A 15,840-nucleotide genomic window follows, 5' to 3' on the forward strand; every position below is an offset into this window, starting at 1 on the left:
GGGTTGTAAAGTGAAAAAATTATTGATCATTTTGCTGGCCTTTTCGGCCGGCTGCGCCAAGCGCCAGGTGCTCAATCCGGAGCAGGCGCAGCAGACGGTGATGGACCAGGTGATGCAGGCCGCCATGCTGGAGCAGGACGGCCAGAATAAACCGGCCATCGAACTTTACAAGAATGCCCTCCGGCTGGACAAGAGGTCGTCCCTGTTGAACCTGCTGATATCCCAGAATTACTACGAGCTGGGCAACGACACCCTGGCGGTGCTCTATGCCCGGCGGGCCGTCAAATTGGAGCCGGACAATCCCGACAACCGCCTGATGCTGGGCAACGCCTACCTGATGGCCCGGGAGCTGGAGCTTTCATTGGAGCAGTATAAGGCGGCGGTCAAACTGAAGCCGGGCGACCCGGACATCTCCATTACCACCGCCGGGATTTACGAGGCCCTGGGCCGCCGTGATTCGGCCATCACCGTCATGGAAAGCATCGCCCGGCGGACCGGCGACCCGGACATCATCATGCAGCTGGGTTCCATGCTTATGCGCCACAAGCAGAGCGGACCGGCCAAAGAAATCTACCGGCAGGTGATAGGCCGGGATTCCTCCAACATCAGGGCCTGGATATCGCTGGCCGCCGTCTACGAGGTGGGCCAGCAGCCGGATTCGGCCCTGCATTTCTACGGCACCGCCGCCCGGCTGGATCCCGAAAACCTGAGCATCCAGAAGCATATCTTCAACCTGCTGCTGTCGGTAAACCAGTACCCGTGGGCGGCCCGCCAGGCCATGATCATTCTGGAAAGGGAGCCGGGGAACGCCGGTCTTCGTTTGCAGCTGGCCCGGCTGTTCTACCACCAGCAGGCCTTCCAGCCTGCCCAGGAGCAATTTCTGGCTGTCCTGGAGAGCGACAGCAATAACACCGAGGCTCTTTACACCGTGGCCCGGATAAGCTTTCAGCAGAAGGATTACCCCCGGGCGCTGCAGTATTTTCGGAGGACCACCGGCTTGCTGCCCAAAATGGCCGAAGGCTGGGTCTCTTTGGGCAATTGCTTCTTGGCCCTGGACCAGCCGGATTCCGCGGCAGCTGCATTTGAGAAGGCCCGGCGTTTGGGAGTAAAACAGGATATTGACCGTTTGATCGGCGCCGGATATTCCCTGTCCGAAAAGTACCGGGAGGCCATACCATTCTTTCAGAATCAGTACCGAAAGAAACCCAAGGATCCCGATCTGATGTTCGGTCTGGCGGTGGCCTACGAGCGCAGCGGGGACTTTGATAACGCGGTAACAATGTTCAAAAAACTGCTCGAGCTAGATCCAAAGAGTGCTATCGTGCTGAACTATCTGGGCTATATGTATGCCGACAAGGGCGTCAACCTGGAGGAAGCCAAAGATCTGGTAGCCAGGGCCCTGGAGGCCGAGCCGGATAATGCCTTTTATATTGACAGCATGGGCTGGGTGTTTTATAAAACAGGCCGATTTGAAGAAGCCCGCCAGAGCCTGGAGAAAGCGGTCAGCCTTTTGCCAACGGACGCCACTTTAAGGGATCACCTGGGCGATGTTTACCTATCTCTCAATTTAAAACAGCAGGCCGTCGAGCAGTGGCAAAAGTCACTGGAACTCGATCCCGGCAAGGAAATGATACAGGAAAAGATAGATGCGGCAAGATAAAAACAGATCAAGTTCTAATCATCGGATCATAACTCTGGCGGTCCTCTGTTTCATGATGGTCGGGTGCGCCCATGTCAAACGGGCTGAAAAAGGAGACCTGGAAGATCTTTGGAACAAAGCCTGGTCGTCATTCAAGACGGATGACCAGCCTTTCTCGGCCCAGGGAAAGATAACCTACGATTCGCCCAAGCTGACCCAGTCCCTGAACTTCGTCTGGCGCCAGGATGGCAGCCGGCATATCCGGATAGATATCTCCGGATTTTTTGGCATCAGCCTGGCCTCGGCCTGCATATCAGACGATAAGGCCTGGCTGAATGTTCCCCTGAAGTCCCTGTACGTCAGTGGCTCCATATCGGACGTCGATTCGATGGCCGAAAAAGCGGCCGGGATCGGCATCGAAGGACTTTTGGAGGTCTTGCAGGGCCGCCCGCCGCTGGAGGCCGGCCGATATTCCATAGCCCAGGATGCGGAGAAATTCTATCTATTTGTCTTTACCAAAAAGGACACCACCGTAACCTACCGGCTGGATCGGCATAATGCCAGGATCGTCGGCTATCAATTGGATATCACGGGAAAGCCGGAATACAGCATCGGCTATAACGACTGGAAGCCCTTCAACAACAGCTTCCGGCCGCAGGCGGTGGAAATATTTTCTTACCGGGACCAGACCGGGCTTACTGTTAAATTCTCCTCCGTGAGCCCAGAGCGGTCATTTGCCAAAGACGTTTGGGAACAGCCGGCGCCCCGAAGGGGTTTTGGCGATGAGTGAGGAGGCAAATAAACACGGCTGGAAAACGGTCGGGACCAAACAGGCCTATCAAAACCCGTGGATAGCGGTCCGCGAGGACCGGATAATCTATCCCAACGGGCAGCCCGGCATCTACGGGGTGGTGGAGAAGGGGCCGGGAGTGGCGGTCATCGCCCTGGACAACCAAAAGAACCTCTGCCTGGTAAGGCAATACCGTTATCCCCTGGACGATGTCTTCCTGGAACTGCCGGCCGGGGCCATCCATCAGGGCGAGACCGAGATCGAGTCCGTCAGAAGGGAATTATTCGAGGAGACGGGCATCCGGGCCGGGCGTTTAGAGAGGCTGGGAAATTTCTATACCGCCCTGGGCCACGAGACGGCCGAGATCATCGCCTATCTGGCCGATCAACTGGAACCGGACCGGCACTCGCTGGCCAACCAGCAGCATGACGAGTCCATACTGGAGATAGTACGGCTGCCCGTTGGCCGGGTAAAACAGATGATGGCCCGGGACGAGATAAAATGCGGGATCTCTTTGGCGGCGTTAAGCCTGCTGTTCGTTAAATATCCGGGGCTGTGATCGTGCCCGCCGGAGCCATCATATTCTACAGCGATCAGGTGATGCCGGAGAACGAAAGGCTGGACAGGCGGTTCCTTGAGCTGATCAACAAAGACCGGCCGAAGCTGGCTTACATCCCTTCGGCTTCGGACGGCACCCGGAGATATTATCGCGAGAAGTGCCAGTATTATAAAAGGTACGGCATAGAGGATCTTTTATATTTCGACCTGAACAGGGAATACGATCCGGCTAAGACCGAAGAACTGCTGGCCTGTGATGCCATTCATCTATCCGGCGGTGATCCGTTCCAGTTTTTGGGATCTATCAGAAAACGAAAATTTGGGCCGGTGCTGAAAGAATATCTGAATAAAGGCGGCATACTGCTGGGCATCAGCGCCGGGGCCATAGTGCTGACCCCCAGCATCAACATCTCGCATGTCTTTTATAGATCCCGGACCGACCAGCATCAGGCGGTGAGCCTGGTGGATTTTCACTTTTTGCCGCACTGGAACTTGCGGCAAGACCAAGTGGATGCCGTTAAAAAGTTCTCCATAGATAACCAAGCCATGGTCTATGCCTGCCAGGACGGGGACGGGATGGTGGTCCACGACGGCAATATAGAATTGGTGGGAAATGTGGTGAGGATAGAGAAGGGAAAGGCTTTTGTAAATAATGAATGATTCTGAGATCAAACAATATTGGGAAGAAAATGCCGAGGCTTGGACGGCTCTTTCCCGGGCCGGGTATGACGTATACCGTGATCATGTTAACGCTCCAGCTTTCTTGAAGATGTTGCCCTTGGTCAAAGGCCAGAAGGGGATGGATATCGGATGTGGTGAAGGACATAACACAAGGCTAGTGGCCCAGCAGGGTGCAATCTTAACAGGAATAGATATATCGGAAGCTTTTATAAAGCAAGCTATAAGCAAGGAGACGGAGCACCCTTTGGGAATAAAGTACCAGGTTTCCTCGGGACAGAAAATGGATTTCACTGAAGGAAGCTTCGATTTCTGCATGGCCACAATGAGTTTAATGGACATGGCTGATCCGATAAAGGCCATAGGTGAAGCATATCGGGTTCTTAAACCAGGCGGGTTTTTCCAATTTTCGATATCGCATCCCTGTTTTGCCACCCCGAAATGGAAATGGCTAAGGGACGAGTCCGGCCGGAAATCAGCTTTAGCCTGCGGTGATTATTTCCTTCAACCCAAGGATAGTATCGAAAAATGGATATTTGGAGCGGCTCCGGATGAAGAAAAGAAAAAATACCCACTTTTCAAGACCCCTCGTTTTACATTGATCTTGAGCAATTGGATCAACTTCTTGATAAAGGCCGGATTTACAATAGAAGAACTTTGCGAACCGTATCCCGATGAAGAAACCGCCAATAAGTGTCCGGATGTGGCCGATGCCTCCATTGTGGCATATTTTTTAATCATACGTTGCAGGAAACCATGAATTGTATAATCATCTATTCCACCTTTCCTTCCCGGGAGCTGGCCGAAAGAACGGCCCGCACCCTGCTGGAGGAACAATTAGTGGCCGGGGCCAATATGGTTCAGGCCGAATCCCTGTTCCGCTGGCAGGGGAAGATCGAGCAGCGGGCCGAATGGGCGGTGTTCTTTCAGGCCGAGCGGAATTTTTACAAACGGATAGAATCACGCATCAAACAACTGCATTCCGACCAGACCCCCCAGATCGTGATGTGGAAGATGAAGGACGGATACGTTCCGTTTCTCAACTGGGTGATCGACCAGACCAGCCGCCCGGTGCTGAAAAGGGAGCGGAGGGATAAGGGCAAAGAGTTCCGGAAGAAGAAGTCCGAGCTGTTGAAGGGAAGAAAAAAAGATGGAACGGCAAGCTGAACCTGCCATTTTCAGCGAAGAGCAGCGGTTTGGCCAAGTCTGGCTGTGGATCATCATACTCGGAATGGATGTTTTTTTCTTCACATTGTTTTTTGCGCAGTTTTTAGGTCCGGTACGGCCTCAAACCAGCGGACCTGCCGACTGGTTCGGTTTGATCCTGGTCTCCCTGCTGTGCCTTGGCATAACCGGGCTATTTGTTTACCTAAAGTTGATCACCCGGGTCACCAGCCAGGGCCTCTCCATCCAATTCTTGCCACTCCATAGGAAACCTGCAGTAATATCATTTTCGGATATCAGTGAATGTTCAATTCGCACCTACCGGCCGATAATGGAATACGGCGGGTGGGGGATCAAGCGGGGGATCGGAGGGCTGGCCTACAATGTTTCAGGAAACCAGGGGTTGCAATTGGTTCTTACCGATGGCAGAAAAATATTGATCGGGACCCAGAAGCCGGAACAATTTATTAACGCAATGAGCTCAGCCGGGAAAATCAAAAGGATACAAGATGGAGTGTAATAAGATAAATAACCTAAAAAGCTGCAACTGCAGCTACCAGCCGTGCTCCCGCAAGGGGGTCTGCTGCGAATGTATAGCCTATCACCGGGCCATGGACCAGCTGCCGGCCTGTTATTTCTCGGAAAAAATTGAAAGAAGCTGCGACCGATCAATAGAAGCCTTCATCAAGGATCAGAAACGTTGAGAATAGACCAAAGCTGGTATGTCAAGCCGCCGGGTATAGCCGAGCATACCTCCTGTGGCGGGGTGGTGGTCAGAAAGGTTGGAGATCGGATCCTGGTGGCGCTGGTCACCGAGCCGGGATTTAAGGAATACATCCTTCCCAAGGGCCATGTTGAATCCGGGGAGAATCTGGAGCAGGCCGCCCGGCGGGAGATAGCCGAAGAAGCGGGCTTCACGGAGTTAAAGCTGGTTAAAAGCCTGGGATCGATCGGACGCTTGGATTTCCGGAAACGCTCCTGGGGCACCATGCACTACTTTCTATTCACCACCAGTCAGGAGGAGACCAGCCCCAGCGATCCGGAACACCAGTACATCGTGAAATGGTTTCCGATAGATGCCCTGCCCGAAATGTTCTGGCCGGAGCAGGGAGCGCTGATAGAAGATAATACCGATATGATCAGAAAGATTTTTGAATAATATGCTGGGTACAGTCGTCAACACCGGAGCCATAATTGCAGGAAGCGTCCTGGGGCTCTTGCTGCATCGGAAACTATCGGCCCGATATTCCGAGATAGTAATGAAAGCCATCGGCCTGTTCACCATCGTCATCGGGCTGGATCTGGCCTTTAAGAGCAACCGGATGCTGCCGGTACTTATATCACTGGTTTTGGGAGGACTGCTAGGCGAATTATTGAAGCTGGACGAAAAACTGGAATCGTTGGGTCGAAAACTCAGGGAAAGATATTCCCGGGATGCCGGTTCGTCTTTCGTGCCGGGATTTGTGGCCAGCGCGCTGCTGTTCTGCGTCGGACCCCTGGCCATAGTGGGCAGCCTGGAGAGCGGACTTAGGGCGGACCATACCGTGCTATTCACCAAATCGCTGATGGATGGCATTGCTTCGGTTGCTCTGGCCTCGGCCATGGGCCTGGGTGTGATATTCTCGGCCGGGACGGTCCTGGTATATCAGGGATTGCTGACAGTGACAGCCATAATATTCAAGGGACTGTTGCCAATGCCCTATGTCAACCTGATGTCGGCGGTGGGTGGGATACTGCTGCTGGGGGTGGCCCTCAACCTGATACTTGACATAAAATTGAAAGTGGCCAACCTGCTTCCGGCCATTTTTATTTCGCCGTTGGTCTTGAAGATCGCTTTGATGATAGTCACGATAAAATAACCATGGAAAAAGACAGCAGGATAAATACCGAAAATCTCCGCGCCATCGCCCTGGATGAGGGGATGGCCGTCTTCGGCGTGGCCGAGCTTGACCCCATCAGACAAACATTTCACCCCGATATCGTCCGGGCCGCCGAAGGGCTAAAATACGGAATATCAATAGGCTTCCGTCTTTCCGATCCCACCCTAGACGATATTGCCGACCGGCCCACCCTGTTGTATAAGCACCACTACAAGGTGGCCAACTATACGTTGGACAGGGCCGGGGCCAGGCTGGAAGCCTGCATCCAATCCAACGGTTATAAAGCCCTGCCCATTCCGGCCTCGCAGACCATAGACTGGGAGAAGCACCTGGGCCACCTGTCCCACAAGGCCGTGGCGGTTCAGGCCGGCTTGGGATGGATAGGAAAGTCGGCCCTGTTCATCCATTCCGAACACCGGGCCCGGCTTCGGCTGGTAACCGTTCTGACCGACATGCCGCTGGAGGCGGGAAGCCCCGTCAAAAGATCCTGCGGCAGTTGCCAGCTTTGCATCAAGGCCTGCCCGGCCGGGGCCATATCGGACCAGGGCTACGACAAGCCCAAGTGCATCGCCCAGCTGAGGGAGTTCTCGCACCTGCCGGGCATCGGGCAGTATATCTGCGGAGTGTGCGTCAAGGTATGCCGGGGATAGAACTTTTCCCACGAAATACACGAAAAGGGATAAAAATAAATGGATATAAACAGCGATGAATTCAAGGACCGATCAGGCGGATTAAAAGCCTTCGGGGTGGTGCTGATAATTTTAGGGGCCTTTAACCTGCTGATGATCCCGTTGGCTGTGCTGGGCAGTGTAATGGGCCGGTCCGCCGGCGCCGGGCAGTCGGCCGGATATTGGGCCTTCTCTCTGGCCGTCAATCTGCTGACCTACCTGTTCCTGGGAGGGACCTTTCTGTGGACCGGGATCGATTCCATCCGGCTTAAACGCTGGGTGCGGCCGGTGCTTCTCTCCATCGGCTGGGTGTGGTTGCTGCTGGGCTTGATGGTCACGGCCCTGATATTTTTCCTATTGCCCAGGATGATGGGATATTTCATGCCGCCTGATGTGTCGGCCCCATCAAGCATCATCAATATCGTGATCGCGGTATCCGGAACAGTGTCATTTATTTTCATGGTCCTGCTGCCCGGGCTGTTGGTATGGTTCTATTCCCAAAATGCAGTAAAGCGGACCATAGAGGCAAAGGATCCCGGTCCGGCCTGGACCGATGCCTGTCCTCCCCCGGTGCTGGCAATAAGCCTGTTCTATGGGGTAAGCGCTGTATTGACGCTACCTGCTTCATTTATGGGTGTTACCTATGCCTTTGGTCACTTGATTACCGGGGTGCCTGCAATTCTTATTATGTTAGCTGCTGCAGTTATAGCAGGTTATATATGTTACGGTTTTTATAAACTAGATATTCGAGCTTGGTGGGTATCGATTGCGACAACGTTGTTTTGGTCTGCCGCCTTCCTCTTTACTCTTTCAGAGGAAGATATGGTTCGAATGTTTTCATTTACCGGCAATGATCAAAACATTAAATTTGGTCAAAGTTGGATGCAATTTGTCTGGAACTATCAGATCCCGGTTATGATAATTTCTGCTATAACCTTTATTGCGTATCTTCTATATATCAAAAAATATTTCAAGCGGACCTGAATTGCTATGGCAATAGTCAGGAGCGTTAAGCCGGTCAAGTTCTTCCTGGGCCTGATCTACTCCCAGGAGGTGAGCCTGTGGGATCTGGAGCGGGAACTGCAGAAACGCTTCGGCACCATCGACCGCAAAAGCCCGGTGCTGGATTTCAGCGGCTCCACCGATTATTATTCCCCGGAGATGGGCCCAAAACTTTTCCGGGCCTGGTGGAGCCTGCACCAGCTGGGAGATCCCGGAAAACTGCCGGAGCTTAAGCTGCTATCGAACCAACTGGAGGATGAATACCTTAAGGCCAGTGAAGGCACCGGCCGGATAGTCAACATCGATCCCGGATATGTAAACGAGGCCCGGGTGATACTGGCCTCCTGCAAGGATTTTTCCCACCGGGTCTACCTGGGCCAGGGAATATACGGGGATGTCACCCTCATCTACCGGGGCGACGGATTCAAGCCGCTGGAATGGACCTACCCCGACTACCAATGCCCCGAGGCTTTTAGATATTTCCAAGCATTGAAGGACGATTACCGAAAACAGATCAAGGAGGCGAAATGACCGAGGAGAAAAGCAAGGTGATTTTAGAATGGACCGTCTTCCCGCTGGCGGAATCAAAAACCAAGGCCCTGATAGCCATTTTGACCCCGCCGCTGGCGATGCTGGTCATCTATCTTTTGATGCAGTCCTGGCTGTGGGCCGGGCTGGGTTTTTTGCTGCTGTTCTCCTCGGAGTTCCCGTTCTTTCTTAAATCCCGGTATACCTTCGACCAGCAGGGGGTAAGCATGAAGCGTGGCGGGGTGACCATCACCCGCAAGTGGGAGCAGATCAACAGTTATTATCCCGACAAGAACGGGGTGCTGCTGTCGCCCTTTGCCAAACAGACCTGGCTGGAGAATTTCCGGGGCATCTATCTTCAATACGGAAAACACCGGGACCAGATAATGGCGGTGCTTAGGGACAAGGTGAAAGTGGCGAAAATAGCCCAAAAAGAAACCATCAAAAATGATTCGGAGCCAAAATGAAAAAGATCCATTCATTCACAGCCGTCCTGCTCCTTGTCTTTGCCGGCGTTTGCCAGGCATGGCAGCAGAGGGTGGAATATAATATCGAAGCCCGGCTGGATACGGCAGAGCACAGGATATATGCCACCCAGCACCTGCGGTATTTCAACAATTCGCCGGATACTTTGACCGCTGTTTGGTTCCACCTGTATCCCAATGCCTACCGGGACAACTCCTCCTTCTTCGCCCGGGAGGCCGAGCAGCAGCAGGATTACCGGTCCCGGCACTCCTCCCCGGAGGATAAGGGATGGATCAAGATAAATTCCCTGCTGGTGTCCGACAGCACCGCAGTATTCAAATACGGCCCAGAATATGGTGTCCCATTTATCCGGGGCGGCCGAGCGGATGAAATGGCGATATTCGGTGATTACGGAGGCACCCACCCGGCTGTTAATAAAAAATTCAAAGAACCAAAATATAAGCTGGATTCCACCTCGGCCAGCCTGGAACTGCCAATTCCCTTGGCTCCCGGTGATTCAGTAGATTTCTATTTCGATTTTACTGTCAAGGTGCCGAAATTCTTCTCCCGGATGGGGCATGAGGGAACTCATTACGAGATCTCCCAATGGTATCCCAAGATCGCCGTTTATGATGCCAAGGGCTGGCACGCCGACGGCTACCACTACATCGGGGAATTCTACGGGGATTACGGATCTTTCCAAGTCGGTTTGGAGACCCCGAAAGACCTCAAAATAGGCGCCACCGGATCGCAGGTGCTTGAATACGACGACCAGGGACAGCCGTTAGACGATATAGCGGGATATCACCTGTTCGCCGCCGACAATGTCCATGATTTTGCCTGGTGCGCCGATCCGGAATACATCGAAACCACCGAGCAGCACGGGGATATCGGCATCACGGTTCTGGTCCGCCCTAAAGATAAAGAACGCTGGAAAAATGTGATGCAGTATGCCAAGGACGCCCTGGATCATTATGGAAGGTGGTACGGCCAATACCCCTACCCCGCCCTGACGGTCTGCGACGGCGACATGGCGGCCGGGGGCGGCATGGAGTATCCCAATCTGGTGATCGTTTCCACCGGCGAGGACCAATACACCCGGACCCTGGAGATGGTGGTGATGCACGAGATCGGCCACCAGTGGTTCTACGGCATCCTGGGCAACAACGAGATGGACCAGGCCTGGCTGGACGAGGGTATCAACTCCTTTTCGGAGCAGAGATATTTTGAGGAGAAATACGGGCCGGCCGGCAACTACCTGGCCAAGGAATCATTAAGAAAATTGCTGCCCGAGGCCAGCAACCGGAACGTGGGCCGGATGATTCCCTACCTTTATTCTGCCAATAGAATGGACCAGCCGGTCGATGCCAGGGCCTGCATCTCCGGGGAGATGGGGCAGTATGCCGCCAGCGCCTACATGAAGCCGGCGGCCATGATGTGGTGGCTAAAAGGATATCTGGGGAATTCTACTTTCGACCGGGTGATGCAGGGTTATTACCGCGACAACCAGTTCCGACATGTCGGTACTGAAAAATTCTATGAAGCAGTGGAAAAATATTCACAAAAAGACGTCAAGCCATATTTTGCCCCCTGGTTAAAAACCACCGGAATGAGCGATTACTCGGTGGCTTCGGTGCGTCAGATAAAGGAACAAAGAAATACCTACAGTATCACCCTGGCCAGAAAGGGGAATCTGGCCATCCCGGCGGCATTTTCAGCCGAGGATGCCATCAATAAAAAATACGACGTTTTATGGAGCGGCAGGGGAAGGGATACAACCTTTCTTCTGCAGACCGACGGAAAGCTGGTCTCCGCAGTGATCGATCCCGACAATGTTTTACTGGAGACCAATCGCTGGAATAACTGCCGGCCCCGCAGATACAGGGTAACCCTGGGTCCCCGCCTGCCGTCCTTCGAATCGTACAACATGTTCTGGCTGCCGGTTCCCTGGTACGATAATGTCAACGGTTTTAGGTTGGGAACCATGCTGCACGGGGCCTACCTGGCCGACGGCGATCCCATGGTGGGACATCATCAGTGGACCTTCTCGCCCTTCTACGGCTTCAAGTCCAAAGAGATCAGCTTCAGCTTCGATTACCAGACCCCGGTGGGCTTGCGCCCCCGACCGCCCCGGGCATATCTTACCGCCGGCTCGGCCTTCGACATCAACTACGCCGGGATCGGGCTCAAACGGACCTGGGGGCCGCGGCTGATGCTGGATCCCACCGAGAGCTTCGACCTGAAGCTGGATTATACCCGCTACAAGGATTACCGCTTCTGGGACCCCCGGGATGTCGATACCGCAGCGGTGGTCAGCCTGATGGCCCAGCGGGGTTATGGCCTGACCCGGCATTGGGGCCGGTCATCGTTCCTCAGCCGGATAACGATAGGATACATACAGCGGCCGGAATCGGATATCAATAATTATCTCAAATTCGAACTGGAGGAGAAGCTCAACGTCAGGATCAATAAACATATCAACCCCAGATTCCGGCTGACTGTCGGTTACATCCAGGGGCCGGCCCCGGCTCAGGAGCAGTTCTTTCTGGCCGGGAGTTTCAAGACCACCGGCCTGGACAACATGCTGGCCTCCGGAAAGGACTGGTTCTCCACCCAGGAGCATTACCACGTGGACGGCGGGGCCAATCTGCCGGGATATTACGGCACCCATATCCGGGGCCGGAATATGTGGGCGGTCAACCTGACCCTGCCGGTTATGAAAAGCCCGCTGTCACTTTTCGCCGGGGCCGGGCAGGTGTCCAACGATTGGTTGGAGTTCACCGCCGGAAGCATCCGGGCCGATGCCGGGCTGTCATTGGCCCTGGGGCCCATGCGGCTGATGTTCCCGCTGTGGATAAATAAACCCGAAGAGGGCAAGAAACAGTTCGATTGGCGGTGGACCATCGGCTTCGGCGGCAGCGGGGAAGGGATGGGGATAAAGTTTTAAATATTCGGTCTCCTCGATACTAGCCTTTGGCTAACTCGGTAACCGAAAAATACGATTGTCCGATTTTGGTCATTAAGCACAGATTGAGTTATGTCTATGATGGGTTACATGTACATACTTAAGTGCAATGATGGCACCTATTATACCGGCAGTACAGTGAACCTCAAAAAAAGACTGAACGAACACCAAAGTGGTGTGGGGGCGAACTACACAAAAAAACGGTTGCCGGTTGATTTGGTTTATTATGAAGAATATCCCAGAATAGATCAGGCATTCTATCGGGAAAAGCAGATACAAAACTGGAGTCGAAAAAAGAAAAAATCATTAATAATGGGCGAGTTTTCAGAGTTACCAAAGCTGGCCAAGAAAATTTTTAGAAAAAGCTAATAAAAAACCGCCAGGGTTAATATTTGTTATTTTTTCAGCGCACTTAATATTGTTAAGCCTGGTCGTCGAGTGCCGGACAGAATCAGGCGCTATAAAGCACCTCCACTCTGAACCGGCGTATCGAGACGACAGGAAGGTAATGCATTATTTTATCAGGCAATAAAAAGGCATGAAATATCTGACCCTGGCCCTGGTCCAGATGCGTTGCCAGAAGGCGGCCATAGAAGACAATATAAAAGAGATGCGCCGATATCTTGACCAGGCCAAAGGTGCCAAGGCCGACATCGTCTGCTTTCCCGAGATGAACATCACCGGATATATCGACCCCCGGCAGCATCCGGAGGCGGTCATCTCCCGGGACCATCCCGCCATCAAAGAAATCAACGGGTTAAGCCGGGAATACCATACTACCATCATCGCCGGGTTCGTGGAGCAAAATAACGCAGACAAACCATTCATCACCCAATTTGTTGCGGAAGGCGGATCGATCAAGGGATACTACCGCAAGAAGACCGTCAAGGAGGATGAGATAAAACGGTTCAGTCCGGGAGAGGAACAGCCGATATTTGCCATTAAAGGCCTGACCTACGGTTTGTCAATCTGTGCCGATCTCGATGATGGAAACATTTTTAAAGAGCTGGCCCGCCAGGGGGCCAAAATGGTCATAGAGTGCGCCGCCCCAGGCCTTTACGGAGACCAGAAAACCAGGAACTGGCAGGAGGGTTACGATTGGTGGAGGGGAGAATGCTTCGGCAAGCTGGGCAAATATGCCGCCGACAACGGCATCCATATTGCGGTGGCCACCCAGGCCGGCCGGACGACGGACGAGGATTTCCCGGGAGGGGGCTATTTGTTTTCCCCTGATGGCAGGTGCTTGGCTCAGTCGGCCGGCTGGAAAGAGGGGATGCTGACGGCAAAAATCCCATCAGGATGATGTTTTATTTCTGAATATAAAAGCCCCGCCGTTGGCGGGGCTTTTTGTTTGTATCGCGTTTATAATTTGCGTTCGATGAAGTACTGGGCCTTCAGCTTCTTCATCCAGGCTTCGTAGAGCTCCTGCATCTTTTTGGATTTCAAATACTCCACCAACTGGTCCTTCACCGATTCCAGGGTGGGGGTCTTGGCCGGGTAGCGCTTTTCCAGCTTGACGATATGGAAACCGGTGGGGGTCTCGATCACATCGCTGACCTCGCCCTCCTTCAGGATGGCCAGCTCGTCCTTGATCTCGGCCGGAAAGCCCTCCACCGGAATGCCCATCAGTTTGCCGTCGGTGTTCTTGGCCTCGGGATCGTCGGAGTAGGTCTTGGCCAGCTTGTTGAAATTTTCCTTGCCCACGATCACCCTCTCGTGCAGGGCGGTGACGGTCCTTTTGGCCCGGGCAATATCGGCCGTCGAGGGGGCCACCATGATCAGGATGTGGGCGGCGTGAACCTGGTCGCCCTTCTTCTCCAGCAGTTTGATGATGTGAAATCCGAACTGGGTGACGATCACGCCGGACACCTGCCCCGGCTTGAGGGCGAAGGCCGCCTGCTCGAACTCCGGCACCATCTGGTTGCGCCCGAACCAGCCCAGATCGCCGCCCTTGACGGCGGAACCTTCATCGTCCGAATATTTTTTGGCCACCTCGGCGAATGGTTTTTTCAGCTTGAGCTGGTTCAACACCTGTTGGACCTTGGCCTGGGCATCGGTCTTGGATTTCTGGCCCGGCTTGGGAGTTATCAATATATGCGACAGATCGACCTTCTCCGGCTCGCCGGGGATGGAATCCTTGTGGCTGGCAAAGAAAGCCTCCAGCTCCTTGGTGGTCGGCGGGGTGACCTGGGAGCGAAGGTTCCGGTCGATCAATCGCTGAACGATCAGCATGTTCTTGACGTCGCTGCGGTGTTTGGCCTTGAGCTGGGCCACCGTGGTGCCCTCGATCTTGAGCTGGGCGCTGAACTGTTCCTCGGTGGGGAACTGGGACCTCATCTCGGCGATCCGCTGGTCCAGTATCTCGTCTATCTCGGTGTCTTTTACAAAAATGGATTCCTTTTTGGCCTGGGCCAGCATCACGTAGTTCTCTATCTTCTGCTCCAGGGCCATCTTTTGCAGTGAATCCAGCGGGGTGGGATCCTGGGGAACCTGCATCCGGTAAAGCTGGACCTGGCGGTCCACCTCGCTCTTGAGGATCGGCTGGTCGCCCACCCTCCCGATGACGGCATCCAGGGTGTCGCCGGCCCGGGCAATGCCGCCCAACAACAGCAATAGAGCCAGCAGGGTCTTGGAAATCTTCATTATTACCTCTCGTAAATATTAGGCGTGATTTGATCTGGGGATCATTTTATCAATTCCGGATGGCTCTCCACCTTGGAGGCCAGCCTCAGGCTGTCGCTGATATTGTCGAACCGTGTCTTCTGGCGGAGCATGGTCAGCCCGTAGACCAGATCCTCCCGGATGTCCTCGAACTTGACACTCTGGGAGGGGCGGCGGTCGGTGACCTTCATGATATGGTAGCCGTCCGACAGCTTGATGGGTTCTGATATTCCGCCCTTCTTTAGAGAGAAGACCTTTTCCTCGAAATCGATCGGGATCTGGCCGCTGCCGCGCCGCAGGTATATCCCCAGGTCTCCGCCCTTGTCCTTGGTGGTGGGATCCAGTGATTTTTCCCGGGCCAGCTTGGCAAAATCCTCGCCATTGTCCAGGGAGGCCTTGACCATCTGGGCCTGGTCTTCCGTGGCGGTGAGGATCTGGCTGAGTTTTACCTCCGCCTGGTACTCCTCCTGGTGGGCCTCGAAATATTCCTTGGCCTCGGTGTCGCTGACCTTCAGCTTCTCCACGATCTCCTTCTGGATGAACTGATTGGCTAGGATCTCCTTCTGCAGGTCGCGGATCTGCTTAGCTATCTTGGGCTCCTTGTCCAGCCCCTTCTTCTGGGCTTCCTGGTAGAACAGCTCGGTGTTCACCCAGCGGCGGACGAACTCCTCCTTCTGGGCCGGAGTGACGTTGGTCATCCCCTCGGGCAGGATATCATTGAAATCCTGCTGAACCAGCACCGCCTGGTTGACCCGGGCAATGGCCGGCTGATCGGATGATTTCTTCCCGCAGCCGAATACGGCCAGCCCCAGGACGGCCAGGGATATCAGGATTCTCTTCAT

General features: G+C 54.0%; 19 protein-coding genes. 17 read left to right on the forward strand and 2 right to left on the reverse strand.

All coding sequences use genetic code 11. The features are described from left to right. Positions 1-10: 10 nt before the first annotated feature. From A2273_04545 to A2273_04625, 17 genes are all read left to right on the forward strand, one after another. The gene (locus tag A2273_04545; protein ID OGF07739.1) at positions 11-1,660 is read left to right on the forward strand and encodes a hypothetical protein; all 1,650 of its coding nucleotides are present in this window, start codon (positions 11-13) and stop codon (positions 1,658-1,660) included. Beyond that, entirely contained in the window at positions 1,647-2,429 is a 783-nt protein-coding gene (locus tag A2273_04550; protein OGF07740.1) for a hypothetical protein, read from the forward strand. Before A2273_04545 ends, A2273_04550 begins: the two co-directional genes overlap by 14 nt. Further along, positions 2,422-2,988, forward strand: a complete 567-nt coding sequence (locus A2273_04555) for a hypothetical protein (protein ID OGF07741.1) — start codon at positions 2,422-2,424, stop codon at positions 2,986-2,988. Before A2273_04550 ends, A2273_04555 begins: the two co-directional genes overlap by 8 nt. Before the next feature lie 41 nt (positions 2,989-3,029). Further along, positions 3,030-3,647, forward strand: coding sequence for a hypothetical protein (locus A2273_04560; protein OGF08028.1), 618 nt, complete (start codon positions 3,030-3,032; stop codon positions 3,645-3,647). After that, the gene (locus A2273_04565) at positions 3,640-4,425 is read left to right on the forward strand and encodes a methyltransferase (protein ID OGF07742.1); all 786 of its coding nucleotides are present in this window, start codon (positions 3,640-3,642) and stop codon (positions 4,423-4,425) included. Before A2273_04560 ends, A2273_04565 begins: the two co-directional genes overlap by 8 nt. Continuing rightward, positions 4,422-4,832 carry a hypothetical protein gene (locus A2273_04570; GenBank protein ID OGF07743.1) on the forward strand — a complete coding sequence of 137 codons (411 nt, stop codon included), beginning with the start codon at positions 4,422-4,424 and terminating at the stop codon, positions 4,830-4,832. Before A2273_04565 ends, A2273_04570 begins: the two co-directional genes overlap by 4 nt. Continuing rightward, complete coding sequence (locus tag A2273_04575) at positions 4,816-5,349, forward strand: hypothetical protein (GenBank protein ID OGF07744.1); 534 nt, start codon at positions 4,816-4,818, stop codon at positions 5,347-5,349. The genes A2273_04570 and A2273_04575 overlap by 17 nt, the downstream gene beginning before the upstream one ends. Continuing rightward, positions 5,339-5,533, forward strand: a complete 195-nt coding sequence (locus A2273_04580) for a hypothetical protein (protein OGF07745.1) — start codon at positions 5,339-5,341, stop codon at positions 5,531-5,533. Before A2273_04575 ends, A2273_04580 begins: the two co-directional genes overlap by 11 nt. Then, on the forward strand, positions 5,530-5,988 hold the full coding sequence (locus A2273_04585; GenBank protein ID OGF07746.1) for an ADP-ribose pyrophosphatase: 459 nt from the start codon (positions 5,530-5,532) through the stop codon (positions 5,986-5,988). The genes A2273_04580 and A2273_04585 overlap by 4 nt, the downstream gene beginning before the upstream one ends. 1 nt (position 5,989) lies before the next feature. Continuing rightward, a complete protein-coding gene (locus tag A2273_04590; GenBank protein OGF07747.1) occupies positions 5,990-6,688 on the forward strand; it encodes a hypothetical protein in 699 nt (232 codons plus the stop codon). A gap of 2 nt (positions 6,689-6,690) precedes the next feature. After that, positions 6,691-7,359, forward strand: coding sequence for a hypothetical protein (locus A2273_04595; GenBank protein OGF07748.1), 669 nt, complete (start codon positions 6,691-6,693; stop codon positions 7,357-7,359). Between the two features lie 39 nt (positions 7,360-7,398). Further along, on the forward strand, positions 7,399-8,361 hold the full coding sequence (locus tag A2273_04600; GenBank protein ID OGF07749.1) for a hypothetical protein: 963 nt from the start codon (positions 7,399-7,401) through the stop codon (positions 8,359-8,361). A gap of 6 nt (positions 8,362-8,367) precedes the next feature. Next, entirely contained in the window at positions 8,368-8,910 is a 543-nt protein-coding gene (locus A2273_04605) for a hypothetical protein (GenBank protein ID OGF07750.1), read from the forward strand. After that, complete coding sequence (locus A2273_04610) at positions 8,907-9,374, forward strand: hypothetical protein (protein ID OGF07751.1); 468 nt, start codon at positions 8,907-8,909, stop codon at positions 9,372-9,374. Before A2273_04605 ends, A2273_04610 begins: the two co-directional genes overlap by 4 nt. Further along, a complete protein-coding gene (locus tag A2273_04615) occupies positions 9,371-12,319 on the forward strand; it encodes a hypothetical protein (GenBank protein ID OGF07752.1) in 2,949 nt (982 codons plus the stop codon). The genes A2273_04610 and A2273_04615 overlap by 4 nt, the downstream gene beginning before the upstream one ends. Positions 12,320-12,415: 96 nt before the next feature. Next, positions 12,416-12,706 carry a hypothetical protein gene (locus tag A2273_04620; GenBank protein ID OGF07753.1) on the forward strand — a complete coding sequence of 97 codons (291 nt, stop codon included), beginning with the start codon at positions 12,416-12,418 and terminating at the stop codon, positions 12,704-12,706. A 169-nt stretch (positions 12,707-12,875) separates the two neighbouring features. Then, positions 12,876-13,640 (forward strand): nitrilase, encoded by a 765-nt coding sequence (locus A2273_04625; GenBank protein ID OGF07754.1) that lies wholly within the window; start codon positions 12,876-12,878, stop codon positions 13,638-13,640. Positions 13,641-13,699: 59 nt separating this feature from the next. Here the strand turns inward: A2273_04625 and A2273_04630 are convergent, their stop codons facing one another. Both A2273_04630 and A2273_04635 read right to left on the reverse strand, forming a co-directional pair. Beyond that, positions 13,700-14,980 (reverse strand): hypothetical protein, encoded by a 1,281-nt coding sequence (locus A2273_04630; GenBank protein OGF07755.1) that lies wholly within the window; start codon positions 14,978-14,980, stop codon positions 13,700-13,702. Positions 14,981-15,021: 41 nt separating this feature from the next. Continuing rightward, positions 15,022-15,840: a hypothetical protein gene (locus tag A2273_04635; GenBank protein ID OGF07756.1), complete on the reverse strand. Its 819-nt coding sequence runs from the start codon at positions 15,838-15,840 to the stop codon at positions 15,022-15,024.

This window comes from Candidatus Edwardsbacteria bacterium RifOxyA12_full_54_48 (assembly GCA_001777915.1).
Taxonomy (GTDB): Bacteria; Edwardsbacteria; AC1; order AC1; family EtOH8; genus UBA2226.